Genomic DNA, 13223 nt, shown 5'->3' on the forward strand with positions numbered 1-13223 from the left:
GTTATTTGTGTGTTTTAAATCTAAATCACAAAGAAAAATCCGTTAATAGGGGCTAACCTTATTAGGGATTACCATAAATATCACAAAATGCCTCATAAAAAGGCAATTGCATTCCGGATGGGAAATGGCGGGGAAATGACGACCGCAGCCCTTGAGACCGCGCTTTCCGGCGGCAAGGGCAGGGATAGGACGAGGCGCGTGGTGCGCGAAGGAGGAATGAGCCCGCTAGGCGTCAGAAAAGCCGCGTCAATGCCAGGCCGAGAACGGTCAGTGCGGTCGCAGCGGCGCGCGTACGGCTGAAAGGCTCTTTGAGCACGAACACGGCGATGAGGCCGGCAAATATCACGCTCGTTTCACGCACGGCCGCAACCAGCGGGATCGGCGCTACTGTCATGGCCCAGATCACGATCCAGTAAGCCGTAAGCGACATTGCTCCGCCGGCCAAGCCCGGCAGCAGGAAGCGCCGCATGGGCGCCATGCCGGACCAGCCGTAACGGTAAAGGCACAGCGCGAGCATCGGCAGCGCGTCGAGCACGAACAGCGCCGCCGCATAGGCGCTGGCCTGACCTGCGGTGCGAGCCCCTATACCGTCGACTACGGTATAGCCCGCGATCGTCACCGCGGTGAGCACCGCAAAGCCCGGCGCAGCACGGTTGTGCGAGGCCGAATGGCGATGCCCGCGCAGCGACAGCAGCACGACGCCGCAGCCGAGCAGCGCAACCCCCGCCAACGCGCCGGGACTCATCGTCTCATGCAGAAAGACGAGCGAGAGCAGCGCGGTCAACAGCGGCGCCGAGCCCCGCGCGATTGGATAGATCTGTCCCATGTCGCCGCGTCGATAGGCTTCGCTCAGGCAAACGTAATAGCCCAGGTGGAGCACGACCGACGCCACCATCCAAGGCCACGCGGCATGCGGCGGCCAACCCGTCACAGCGACCGCGGGTACGGCGATCAAGCCGCAGGCTCCGCACAGCAGCGTCATCGCAAGAAACGGATCGAGCCGCACTTTGATCACCGCATTCCAGCCTGCATGCAGCAGCGCTGCCGAGAGCACGATGAGAAATACACCGGAGGTCATGTCAGAGTCCATCGGCGACGATGATCTCCCAGCGCTGCTCCAAGCAGGCGCGAGAGATGCTCGGAGGTGGCGGTGCATCGACGATCAGGCCGGCGATGTGCGGCACGGGTGCGATCCGCACCGGAGTGCCGCGCTCGAACTTGCTGCTGTCGGCGAGCACATAGACCTTCTTGCCCGACTTCATCATGAGATGCCGCTGCTCGGCCGCGAGCCGCGAATAGTCTGTCATCTCACCCTCGGCCGACAGGCCGCCCACGCCCAGGAAAACCAGATCGACGCGAAAATGGCTGAGCGCGTTCATGGTCTCGACGCCGAAGGCAGCCTCGTCGTTCGGATGCACGTCGCCGCCGAGCACGATGACCTTCACGCCGGGCGACCGGCACAGCAGCATCGCGATCGGCAAGCTGTTGGTGATGACGGTGAGATTGCTGTGATTTCTGAGCGCGGCTGCAAGGCTGAGCGTGGTCGAACCCGAGTCGATCAGCACGACCATGCCGTTGTCGACCAGCCGCGCCGCGGTCGCGCCGATGGCTGCCTTGCCCGCCGAGTTGGCGGCTTCGCGCGCGGCCAGCGACGGCTCGTCGGGCAAAGGCTCGGCATGCAATTTCGCCGCACCGCCATGCACGAGATTGGCGCGCCCCTGACCGGCGAGCGTCTTCAAATCGCGCCGTATCGTTTCGCGCGATACGCCCAGCGTCTCGGAAAGGTCGGCGACACTGACCGAGCCGGACGCCTCGAGATTTTGCAGAATGAAGTTGATTCGATCGACCGCGAGCTGACGGCCCACCCCCGTCGTGATTCGGCCGCCGGGCGATGCATGAGGGCTAATAGGCATTCTGTTTCTTCTCGAAGGTTGCGGGAAGCCTGACCTCGAGCCCCTTGGCCGCAAAGACCTGAGCAAACGCCGGGGCAGGCTCCTCGTCGGTGATAAGCAGGTGGGGCGTTTCGGGCCCGAACGCATGAATCAGTGCGCTGTGTCCGAATTTGCTGTGATCGGCCACCACGATGCGCCGTTCCGCCTGCGCAAAGATCGCTTGCGAAAATGCGGCATCGGCCGGCAGCGAATCCATGAAACGCCCCTGGGCGTCGACGGCCGTGACGGAAGCGATGGCAAACTGCACATGAAACTGGCGTACGAAAGCCAGAGCGCTCTCGTCGACGGCGCAGGCATCGTCGGACCGCAGTTGTCCTCCAGCCATGAATACTTGATTGTCGCTGCCGGGAGCGAGAATCCGCGCAACCTCGATAGCATTGGTAACGACGGTCAGGCGCGCATGCGATCTGAGCGCCTCGGCAATGTGCATGCAGGTGCTGCCGCCTTCGAGCATGAGCGCATCGCCGTCGCGCACGAGCTGCGCCACGCATGCCGCGATCGCCTGTTTGGCTTCGCGGTTTTCCAGAATGCGCCGCTGATACGGCGCGTCGTCGAGGTAGTCCGGAACCATGACGCCGCCATGCACCTTGACCAGCAGTCCGTCGGCAATCAGCGGTCCGATGTTGCGGCGTATGGTTTCGTCCGAAACGCGGAAGGTTTCGGCCAGCCTGGAGATCGTGCACGTCTGGCTTGCGCGCACGATGCGCAGAATTTGCGCCTGCCGCTGCGCGGAGAACATGGTTGCTCGCAAAGGTTGCCCAGGTGTCGGCAGTGTATCAAAGCACCCCGTCCTTGCCAAAATTATCAACAATAAACTCCATATTTATTGAGGGAATTTGGCTATTTTATGTGGATATTCGAATTTTTCTCAAAATATTTTCCACATTTTATGTTGTTTTATGTTGTTATTCGTGAGGGTCTGGAAAAAATCAAGATCGCGGTCATGAGGAGATTTCGCCATCTGCGCAGGCGTCCGACCTGTCCGCATGACGATCATCGACCGGCGGACTCACTCACCGCTGGCTCAGGCGTTGACGATCTTGTAGCGCCGCACGCTCATCAGGATGCCGCAGGCCACGCCCATGGTGAACAACGCCGTGCCGCCATAGCTCATGAACGGCAACGGCACCCCCACCACCGGCAAAATCCCCGTGACCATGCCGATGTTCACGAACACGTACAAAAAGATCATCATCGTCAGCGACCCTGCCAGCAGACGGCCGAACTGCGTCGCTGCGCCGACCGCGATCGTCAGACCGCGTGCGATCAACAAACTGTAGAGAACCAGAATCGCCACGCCGCCGTACAAACCGAACTCTTCCGAATACACCGCGTAGATGAAGTCGGTCGTGTGCTCGGGAATGAAGTCAAGATGGCTTTGCGTGCCCTTCATATAGCCCTTGCCGTACAGGCCGCCCGACCCCACCGCAATCATCGACTGAATGGTGTGGAAACCTTTGCCCAGCGGATCGGTATTGGGATCGAGCAGCGTGCATATCCGGTGCTTCTGGTAGTCGTGCAGTCCTGGCCAGGCCACGTTCGGGCTGCACAGCGCGCTCTCGTTGTACACCACCGCGCGGTTGCCGATCGCGCTGGCGAGAACGACCGGGATCAACAACTTGAACGACAACCCGGCGAAATAGATCACGAAAAAACCCGCGCCGAACACCAGCAAGGCCGTACCCAGGTCGGGCTGCATCATGATAAGGCCGCACGGCAGCGCCAGCAGCAGGCCCGCTGCGAAGAAATCGCGCACGCGCACCGCACCTTCGTGGCGGTGGAAGTACCAGGCGAGCATCAGCGGCGCGGCGATCTTCATCATTTCCGACGGCTGAATGCGGGTAAAGCCGACGTTCAGCCAGCGTGTCGCGCCCTTGCTGGTCACGCCGCCGAAGTGCACGGCCACCAGTAGCGCGATGCCCAGCACATAGGCCGGCACGGCCAATCGCATGAGCCGGTTAGGCGGGATCAGCGCCACGATCCACATGGCCGCCAGCGCCACCAGAAAATTGCGCGACTGACCGAAGAAGTGTCCGTCGGCGGTTCCGCTCGCGGCGGAATACATCACCGTCAGGCCCAGCGCGGCGCACAACAGCAGGGTGAACAGCAAAGGCCAGTCCAGCGCCGTGATCACGTGCCGCAGCAAGGCTGTCAATCGCTTCATTGCGCACCTCCGCGCGTGGACTGCGTGCGTACGGGCGCCGTCGGAACCGGCCCGACCGCGTTACCCGAGGGAACAGGAACGGCGGGCGCAGGCGCGGCAGGGATACCCGACACGAGATTGCCTGCCGCAAGGGCGCCCGCTACGGGATTTCCTGTCACCGGATCGGTCGGCGCCGGGGACGGTCGATGCAGAATCGTTCCGAACAAGGCCGCGTTGTCGCTACCCTCGAAGACCGGACGGCGCGCCGCCTGGGCGGCCATCGCCGCATCGAGCGCGGGCGAGGGATTCTTCAACTCCCCGGCGGCCCGTTCTTTCGGTCGATCGATCAGCCAGTAATCGAACATCTTGCGCACGATGGGCGCCGCGACGCTCGCCCCCCAGGTGCCGTGCTCGACGATGACCGCGATCGCGATCTGGGGATGGTCCAGCGGCGCAAAACCGACGTAAAGCGCGTGATCCCGCAGGTTCTTCGCCACTTCGCGGGCCTTCGCGCCGCGCAGGCTGTATACCTGAGCCGTACCGGTCTTGCCGGCCGACTGGTATTTCGCGCCCACGAACGCCATGCGCGAGGTGCCGATGCGCGGCACGTCGGCCATGGCCGACTTCACGATATCGAAGTACTGCTGCTTGACGGGAATGACGTGGTCGACCACCGACGGCATCTGCGTGATCTTGTCGTCGATCGGATCGCGTATGGCATGCACCAGATGAGGACGCCGGTAGACGCCGTTGTCGGCCAGCGTCGACACGGCCTGGGCCAGCTGCATCATCGTGAACGCGTTATAGCCCTGCCCCACCGTGAGCGAGACCGACTCGCCTGGATACCACTGCTGCTGCGCCTTGGTCTTGAAGGTCTTGCGCTTCCATTCTTTGGACGGCAGCACCCCGCGCTTTTCGCCGTCCAGGTCTATGCCCGTAAGCTGCCCGAAGCCGAACTGCTTGGTGAAATCGTGCAGCGGGTCCACGCCGATGATCGGGCCGAGCGAGAAGAAGTAAGTGTCGTCCGACACCACAATGGCCTTGTGCAGGTCCACCGATCCGAAGGCCTCGCCCCCCGAATTGCGGAACTTCTGCCCGCCGAACTCGAAATAACCCGGGTCCGGAATCTGCGCGTTGGGGTCGCGCTTGCCCAGCGTGAGCATGGCCAGCGCCACAAAAGGCTTGTAAGTCGAGCCGATGGGAAAGGCGCTTGTCAACGGCCGATCGAGCAGCGGATGGTCGGGCGATTCGTTGAGCTGCTTCCAGTTGTCGACATCGATGCCGTTGACAAACAGATTCGGATCGTACGAGGGCATCGAAACGAAAGCCAGCACCTCGCCCGTGTTCGGATCGATGGCCACCAGCGCGCCGGTCTCGTTGCCGAAGGCATCCTCGGCAACGCGCTGCAGACCCATATCCAGCGACAGAGTCAGATCCGAGCCGGCAACGGGATCCTTGCGGCTGAGTGTGCGCACCGGCCGGCCGCCTGCGGTGATTTCCACTTCCTGCACACCGGTCGTGCCGTGCAACACATTTTCGTAGCTTTGCTCGATGCCTTTCTTGCCGATGTACTCGGTGCCGCGGTAGTTGCCGGTCTCGCCTTTTTTATCGAGTTCTTCAAGATCGCTGTCGGAAATGCGACTGATATAACCCACCACCTGCGCGGCGGCGGCGCCCTGGGGATATTGCCGCACCCAGCGCGCCTTGAGTTCGACGCCGGGAAACATGAAGGCGTGCGCAGCAAACCAGGACGCCTCGGTGTCGTTGAGGTTGTCGCGCAGCGTCACCGTGCCCACACGATTGGATTCGCCGAGCTGACGCTTGAACTTGCGCTTGTCGCTCGGGCTCAGATAGATCACGCGCGACAGGCGGTCGAAAAGCTTGTCGTAATCGTAGCCGCCGCCGAAATCCGCGGGCGTGACGTCAAGCGTATAGGTGCGGTAGTTGCGCGCCAGCACTTCGCCATTGCGATCGAAGATTTCGCCGCGGCGCGGCGCGATGGGCACCAGCGCGATGCGATTGCGGTCCGCGCGTTCGGAGAACCCCTGATAACGCACCACCTGCAGCACCCAGAAGCGCGACACCAGCATGCCGAAGCACACCAGCACTACCGCCGCGCCCACCAGGGCGCGCAGGCGAAAACGCTGTTTCTGCTGAAGGCTGGTGTTTTTGAACTCGAACATCGCGGCTGCGCTCTCGGCCCTAGACCGCGGAGGATTCCGCGTCGTCCAGCCTGCGCTGCGGCAGTTGCAGCACCCAGCCCGCGACGGGCCAGAGCGCGGCCGTGATCAATGCGCCCACCACCCACCACCAACCCGGCCAATGCCCCGCCAGCCAGGCGACCACCAGATGCGTAGCCAGAGGCGCGAGCAGGAATATCGGCAACATGTGCACCGCCTGGCTCAACAGGTCGAACCGCTGCAGGCGGCGATTGAGCAGCAGCGCGCCGTAGACCACCAGCACGTAGGTCAGCGCATGACCGCCCAGCAAAGCCGTGTCGTGCACGTCGAGCAGAATGCCGAAAATAAAGGCGGTGACCAGACCCACACGGCGGCTTTCGTAAGCGCTCCAGTAGGCCAGCACCAGCGCCATCATGTCGGGCGCTCCTGGCCACAGACGCCAGGGCAGCATCGACGCGAGCCACACCACGATAAGCGTGGTCCAGACGAACACGCCACGCGCCGGGCGCACGAGACGGTCGGTGTGGGCATTGCCGACTAGGCCCACCAGCCGGCCGGAGGCGTCCCGCTGCTCCGAAGGATTAGTCGGCATTGTCCTCTTCCTGCTGGATTTTCGTGGCCTGGCCCACGTTTACCTGCAGCACCAGGAAGTGCCGGTAGCGCTCGGGATGCGACAGCGGCTCGCCCATGGCCTGCGCGAAACCCGAGGCTGTATTGCGATCGATGGACGTGATCTTGGCCACCTGCAGGCCGGCCGGGAAGAACCCGCCCACGCCGCTGGTGATGAGCACGTCGCCCACGCGCACGTCGGCGTTGGCCGACAGATACCGCACCTCGATCTCGCCCGGCGTATTGGTGCCGAAAGCGATGAGCCGCAGACCGTTGCGCAATACCTGAACGGGTATGGAAACACGGTCGTCGGTAAGCAGGGCGGCCTCTGACGTCATGGGCGTGACGCGCACCAGTTGCCCCACTACCCCCCCCTCGTCGATCACGGGCATGCCGGGCGCAAGACCCGCCTTGCTGCCTTTATTGAACACCAGACGCTGCTGGCCGCCGCCGTCGGGCGGCTCGTAAAGCACCTCGACCACCACGGTCGGTTCGGACGTGTGCTCGGTGATGCCGAGCAGGCGGCGCAACTGAGCGTTTTCGGTAGCCACTTGCTGAGCATGCGTGGACACCTGAGCCAGCTCGATGCGCTGGCGCTGCAGGGCTTCGTTTTCCTGGCGGATGAGGTTGGCGGCGTTGACCCACTCGTCGACCTGCTCGACCAGATCTCGCGGCGCCAGCACCACGCGCTGGAAGGGATAGAGCGCGATGGCCACCACGCGGCGCACGGGTTCGAGCACCCGCATGCGCGCATCGACCAGCATGAGAGTGAGCGCCAGCACGATCAACACCACCAGCCGGACTTCCGCGGGCGGGCCGCGTCGAAATAACGGAGGGGTTTGTCGTTCCATATCAGCTCCGCCGGGCCGCCTCGGGAAATCGGCTCGCCCCTGTGAGGGGCGGCAAGCCGGAGACGCGGCGTGGGGGTCGTTTCAACTTGGGCCGGCCTATCGTGAAGGGCCGGCAGGCGCGCCGGCCGCGCGCACAGTATCGCACGGCAGGCAGCGGCACCGCCTCAATCGTTGATGAAGATGGCGCCCAGTTTCTCGAGATGCTCGAGCGCCTCGCCGCAGCCGCGCACCACGCAGGTAAGCGGATCTTCGGCCACCACCACCGGCAGGCCGGTCTCTTCCTGAAGCAGGCGATCTAGATCGCGCAGCAGCGCGCCGCCGCCGGTCAGGGCGATGCCCTTGTCGGTGATGTCGGCGCCCAGTTCCGGCGGGGTCTGTTCCAGCGCGATCTTGACGGCCGAGACGATCTGGTTGAGCGGGTCGGTCAGCGATTCGAGAATCTCGTTGGACGAGACGGTGAAGCTGCGCGGCACGCCTTCGGCCAGGTTGCGGCCCTTGACCTCGATCTCGCGGACTTCGGAGCCGGGAAAAGCCGAACCGATCTCTTTCTTGATGAGCTCGGCAGTGGGTTCGCCGATGAGCATGCCGTAGTTGCGACGGATGTAGTTGACGATGGCTTCGTCGAACTTGTCGCCGCCCACGCGCACCGAACCCTTGTAGACCATGCCGCCCAGCGAAATCACCGCCACTTCGGTCGTGCCGCCGCCGATGTCGACCACCATGGAACCGCTCGCGTCCGACACGGCCAGGCCGGCGCCGATGGCCGCGGCCATGGGTTCTTCGATAAGGTAGACGTGCGAGGCGCCGGCGCCCAGCGCGGATTCGCGAATGGCACGGCGCTCGACCTGGGTCGAACCGCAAGGCACGCAGACGATGATACGCGGCGAGGGCGCGAGCATATTGCGCGGATGCACCATGCGGATGAACTGCTTGAGCATCTGCTCGGTCACGGTGAAATCGGCGATAACGCCGTCTTTCATCGGACGAATGGCCTCGATGTTGCCGGGCACGCGGCCCAGCATCTGCTTGGCCTCGCGGCCGACGGCCTGAATGATCTTCTTGCCGCTGGAGCCGCCCTCGTGGCGGATGGCAACCACGGACGGCTCGTCGAGCACGATGCCCTTGCCGCGAACGTAGATGAGCGTATTGGCGGTACCGAGGTCGATCGCCATATCGCTGGAAAAATAGCTGCGTAGGAATCCAAACATGTGAACTCAGCGAAATTCAAAAATTAGGGGCAAGGCGCTGTAGACCCGGGGTCGTACTGGGATACCGCCCGGGGTGCCTTCCGAGGTGTCGTCCCACTTACTGCCGGACGTACAATGCCTTTAGCGGTTAAGCCTTCAATGATAACTTATAATTTGACTGTAAATAAGGGTTAATTCCCAGCTTATTCATTGTTTGTAACGGCTTAATCCGTGACGTTACGCACCGCTGCGTCCGCTTTCATATCCCCTTCATCTCCCATGGCCCTGAACGAACAAGACGTGGCCCGCATCGCCCGGCTGGCCCGCATCGAGCTGACCGCCGCCGAGAGCGGGCACATGCTGACACAAATCAACGGCTTCTTCGACATCGTGGAACGCATGCGCGCCGTCGACACGACCGGGGTCGAGCCCCTGACGCATCCCGTCGCCGCCATCGAGCACATCGCACTGCGCCTGCGCGACGACGTCGCCAGCGAACCCAACCAGCGCGAAGCCAATCAAAAGAGCGCCCCGGCCGTCGAGAACGGCCTGTTCCTGGTGCCCAAGGTGATCGAATAATGACCGACCTGCATCATCTGACCGTCGCCGAACTGTCGGCCAAATTGCGCGCCAGAGAGGTCTCCGCCACCGAAGCGGCGCAGCACTTTCTCGCGCGCGCCAGGCAGCACGAGTCCCTGGGCGCCTTTCTCGCCGTCGACGAATCCGTGACGCTCGCGCAGGCCAGCGCCGCCGACGCGCGCATCGCCCGCGGCGAGGCCGCGCCGCTGCTGGGCGTACCGATCGCCCACAAAGACATCTTCGTCACCAAGGACTTCCCGACCACCGCCGGCTCGAAGATGCTCGCGGGCTACCGATCGCCCTTCGACGCCACCGTGGTCGCCAAACTTGCCGAGGCCGGCTGCGTCACGCTGGGCAAGCTCAATTGCGACGAATTCGCCATGGGCTCGGCCAACGAAAACTCCGCCTATGGCCCCGTGCGCAACCCGTGGGATGCCACGCGCATCCCCGGCGGTTCGTCCGGCGGTAGCGCAGCAGCGGTCGCCGCGCGCCTGGCCCCCGCCGCCACCGGCACCGACACCGGCGGCTCCATCCGCCAGCCGTCGGCCTTCTGCGGCATCACCGGCATCAAACCCACCTATGGCCGCGCCAGCCGCTGGGGCATGGTGGCCTTCGCCTCCAGCCTGGACCAGGCCGGCCCGATGGCGCGCACCGCCCAGGATTGCGCGCTGCTGCTGTCGGCGCTCTGCGGCCCCGATCCGGACCGCGATTCGACCTCGATCGACAAGCCTGCCGAAGATTACACGCGCCGGCTCGACGACCCGATCGACGGCCTGCGCATCGGCGTGCCCCGCGAATTCTTCGGCGACGGACTGGCGCCCGACGTACGCGCCGCCATCGACGCGGCCTTCACGCAATACGAACGGCTCGGCGCCAAGCTGGTCGAGATCTCGCTGCCGCGCACCGAGCTGGCCATCCCGGTCTACTACATCATCGCCCCGGCCGAGGCCAGCTCCAATCTTTCGCGCTTTGACGGCGTCAAGTTCGGCCACCGCGCCAAGCATTACGACGACCTGCTCGACATGTATTGCAAGACCCGCGCCGAGGGCTTCGGCGCCGAGGTCAAGCGCCGCATCATGACCGGCACCTATGTGCTGTCGCACGGCTACTACGACGCCTACTACCTGCAGGCGCAGAAAATCCGCCGCATGATCGCCGATGACTTCCAGCAGGCCTTCAAACAGTGCGACATCATCGCCGGCCCGGTCGCGCCCAGCGTGGCCTGGAAGCTCGGCGAGCACGGCAGCGACCCGCTGGCCGACTATCTGGCCGATGTCTATACCTTGCCCGGTTCGCTCGCCGGCCTGCCCGGCATGAGCGTGCCCGCGGGCTTCGGCGAAGGCGGCATGCCGGTCGGGTTGCAGCTGCTGGGCAACTATTTCGACGAAGCCAGGCTGCTCAACGCCGCGCATCGATTCCAGCAAGCCACCGATTTCCATCTCCGCACGCCGGAGGGCATTTGACTATGTCTGCAGCCAAGCTCATCCAGGGCTACGAAGTCGTGATCGGCTTCGAGACGCACGCCCAGCTTTCTACCGAGAGCAAGATCTTCAGCCGCTCCCCCACGGCCTTCGGCGCCGAGCCCAACACACAGGCCAGCGCGGTCGACCTGGCCTTGCCCGGCACGCTGCCGGTGATGAATCGGGGCGCCGTCGAGCGCGCCATCAAGCTCGGGCTCGCGCTCGGCTCGCGCATCGCGCCGCGCAGCATCTTCGCGCGCAAGAATTATTTCTACCCCGACCTGCCCAAGGGTTACCAGATCAGCCAATACGAGATCCCCGTGGTGCAGGGCGGCGAGGTCTCGTTCTATCTGGGCGACGAAAAGAAAACGGTGCGCCTGGTGCGCGCCCACCTCGAAGAAGACGCAGGCAAGTCGCTGCACGAAGACTTCATCGGCCAAAGCGGCATTGATCTGAACCGCGCCGGCACGCCGCTCCTGGAGATCGTCACCGAGCCCGACATGCGCAGCAGCGACGAGGCCGTGGCCTATGCGCGCGAGCTGCACAAGATCGTCACCTGGATCGGCATCTGCGACGGCAACATGCAAGAAGGCAGCTTCCGCTGCGACGCCAACGTCAGCGTGCGCAAGCCGGGTGAACCGTTCGGCACACGGCGCGAAATCAAGAACCTGAACAGTTTCAAGTTCATGCAGCAGGCCATCGACTTCGAGGTGCGCTGGCAGATCGAACGCATCGAAGACGGCCATGCCATCGAGCAGGCCACGGTGCTGTTCGATCCCGACACGGGCGAGACTCGCGCCATGCGCACCAAGGAAGACGCGGCCGATTACCGCTATTTCCCCGACCCCGATCTGCCGCCGCTGGTGGTGGCGCCCGAATGGGTGGAAAGCGTGAAGGCCGGCATGCCGGAACTGCCGCGCGCGCTGGCGGCACGCTTCGTGGCCGAGCACGGCCTGCCCGAATACGACGCCGCGCAGCTGACCGCCAGCCGCGCCATGGCGGCGTACTTCGAAGACGCGGCCAGGCTGTTGCCCGCCGGCCAGGCCAAGCTGGCCGCCAACTGGGTCATGGGCGAGGTCGCCGCGCAGCTCAACCGCGAAGAGAAGGACATCGCCCAATGCCCCGTACCGGCCGCCGCGCTCGCCGCGCTGATCGGCCGCATCCTCGACGGCACCATCTCCAACAAGATCGCCCGCGAAGTCTTCGCCGCCATGTGGGCCGGCGAGGGCGGCGGCGCGCCCGACGCCATCATCGAGGCGCGTGGCCTCAAACAGATCAGCGACACCGGCGCCATCGGCGCGATGATCGACGGGGTGCTGGCCGCCAACCCGGCCATCGTCGAGGAATACCGCGCCGGCAAGCAAAAGGCCTTCAATTCGCTGGTGGGCCAGATCATGAAGGCCGCCAAGGGCAAGGCCAACCCGCAGCAGGTCAACGACCTGCTCAAGCAGAAACTGGACAGTTAAGACGGCGGCCGCGCAGGCCGCAAAAAGAAAACGCCGTTCACGCATCTGCGCGAACGGCGTTTTTCATACGGGCTGGCTTATTGCAGCGCCAGACCCTTGCGTTCAGGAATCAGGAACAGGGTGGCCAGGATGTCGATCGCATACAGCACCGCCAGGAGCGCGATGGCGACGCTGAAGGAATACTTGACGGCCAGGGCGCCCACCACCAGCGGGCCGAAGCCGCCCACCGCGCGACCGATGTTGAACAGCACGTTTTGCGCCGTGGCGCGCGCCTGGGTGGGATAGAGCTCGGAGATGAGCGCGCCGTAGCCGCCGAGCATACCGTTGACGAACATGCCCATGATGGCCCCGCCGACAAGCAGGGCATATTCCGACTGCAGCTGCGCGTAGATCAGCACGCTCAGCGCCGCGCCGACCTGATAGGCCAGGAACACCGGACGGCGGCCGATGCGGTCGGCGAGCTGGCCGAACAGCCAGATGCCCGCAGCCATGCCGACGACGGTGATCGCGGTCCAGGCTGCCGACTTGGTCAGCGTGTAGCCGAAGTGGTTGCTCAGATAGGCCGGCATCCAGATCATCACCCCGTAGTAGCCGAAGTTCTGTACCGACGTCAGGATGACCACGCCCAGGCTGGCACGCCTTGCGGCGGCGTCGGCCACCAGGGGCTTGAACGCGCTGCGGCCGCCGGCCGAAGGCGCGGCGGCCCCAGCGCCCGTATGGTCCAGAAAAAAAACGGGTTGGCCGATTAAGGATAGGGTGAAGAACGCCCCCCCGGCCCGCAGTATGCCCACCACGC

Annotated in this window: 12 protein-coding genes; 3 read left to right on the forward strand and 9 right to left on the reverse strand. The window is 64.2% G+C overall.

The features are described from left to right. Nucleotides 1-232: 232 nt before the first annotated feature. The 8 genes from ACTHJ1_RS18210 to ACTHJ1_RS18245 all read right to left on the reverse strand — a co-directional run bounded on the left by ACTHJ1_RS18210 (nucleotide 233) and on the right by ACTHJ1_RS18245 (nucleotide 8943). Entirely contained in the window at nucleotides 233-1078 is an 846-nt protein-coding gene (locus ACTHJ1_RS18210; protein WP_440195505.1) for an EamA family transporter, read from the reverse strand. 1 nt (nucleotide 1079) lies between these two features. After that, entirely contained in the window at nucleotides 1080-1913 is an 834-nt protein-coding gene (locus ACTHJ1_RS18215; protein ID WP_440195508.1) for a DeoR/GlpR family DNA-binding transcription regulator, read from the reverse strand. Further along, complete coding sequence (locus ACTHJ1_RS18220) at nucleotides 1903-2691, reverse strand: DeoR/GlpR family DNA-binding transcription regulator (RefSeq protein WP_440195511.1); 789 nt, start codon at nucleotides 2689-2691, stop codon at nucleotides 1903-1905. Before ACTHJ1_RS18220 ends, ACTHJ1_RS18215 begins: the two co-directional genes overlap by 11 nt. Nucleotides 2692-2976: 285 nt before the next feature. Continuing rightward, nucleotides 2977-4116 carry a rod shape-determining protein RodA gene (rodA, locus tag ACTHJ1_RS18225; protein WP_440195514.1) on the reverse strand — a complete coding sequence of 380 codons (1140 nt, stop codon included), beginning with the start codon at nucleotides 4114-4116 and terminating at the stop codon, nucleotides 2977-2979. Then, nucleotides 4113-6278, reverse strand: a complete 2166-nt coding sequence (gene mrdA / locus ACTHJ1_RS18230) for a penicillin-binding protein 2 (protein ID WP_440195517.1) — start codon at nucleotides 6276-6278, stop codon at nucleotides 4113-4115. The genes rodA and mrdA overlap by 4 nt, the downstream gene beginning before the upstream one ends. Nucleotides 6279-6297: 19 nt before the next feature. Continuing rightward, a complete protein-coding gene (gene mreD / locus ACTHJ1_RS18235) occupies nucleotides 6298-6867 on the reverse strand; it encodes a rod shape-determining protein MreD (protein ID WP_440195520.1) in 570 nt (189 codons plus the stop codon). Next, on the reverse strand, nucleotides 6857-7735 hold the full coding sequence (gene mreC / locus ACTHJ1_RS18240) for a rod shape-determining protein MreC (protein WP_440195523.1): 879 nt from the start codon (nucleotides 7733-7735) through the stop codon (nucleotides 6857-6859). Before mreC ends, mreD begins: the two co-directional genes overlap by 11 nt. Nucleotides 7736-7899: 164 nt before the next feature. Beyond that, nucleotides 7900-8943 (reverse strand): rod shape-determining protein, encoded by a 1044-nt coding sequence (locus ACTHJ1_RS18245; RefSeq protein WP_440195526.1) that lies wholly within the window; start codon nucleotides 8941-8943, stop codon nucleotides 7900-7902. A 258-nt stretch (nucleotides 8944-9201) separates the two neighbouring features. Between ACTHJ1_RS18245 and gatC the strand changes: the two genes are divergently transcribed. Genes gatC through gatB form a run of 3 tightly spaced genes read left to right on the forward strand, consistent with a single transcriptional unit; the run spans nucleotide 9202 to nucleotide 12427 of the window. After that, complete coding sequence (gene gatC / locus ACTHJ1_RS18250) at nucleotides 9202-9501, forward strand: Asp-tRNA(Asn)/Glu-tRNA(Gln) amidotransferase subunit GatC (RefSeq protein WP_440195550.1); 300 nt, start codon at nucleotides 9202-9204, stop codon at nucleotides 9499-9501. Then, nucleotides 9501-10964, forward strand: coding sequence for an Asp-tRNA(Asn)/Glu-tRNA(Gln) amidotransferase subunit GatA (gatA, locus tag ACTHJ1_RS18255; RefSeq protein WP_440195529.1), 1464 nt, complete (start codon nucleotides 9501-9503; stop codon nucleotides 10962-10964). The genes gatC and gatA overlap by 1 nt, the downstream gene beginning before the upstream one ends. A 2-nt stretch (nucleotides 10965-10966) precedes the next feature. Beyond that, nucleotides 10967-12427: an Asp-tRNA(Asn)/Glu-tRNA(Gln) amidotransferase subunit GatB gene (gatB, locus tag ACTHJ1_RS18260; RefSeq protein ID WP_440195532.1), complete on the forward strand. Its 1461-nt coding sequence runs from the start codon at nucleotides 10967-10969 to the stop codon at nucleotides 12425-12427. A 77-nt stretch (nucleotides 12428-12504) separates the two neighbouring features. Here gatB and ACTHJ1_RS18265 read toward each other — a convergent pair. Then, nucleotides 12505-13223 (reverse strand): MFS transporter (locus ACTHJ1_RS18265; RefSeq protein WP_440195535.1); only part of this gene is annotated, 719 nt, incomplete at its 5' end.

The sequence above is a fragment of the Bordetella sp. genome, assembly GCF_051960075.1.
In the GTDB taxonomy this organism is placed as follows: Bacteria; Pseudomonadota; Gammaproteobacteria; order Burkholderiales; family Burkholderiaceae_B; genus Bordetella.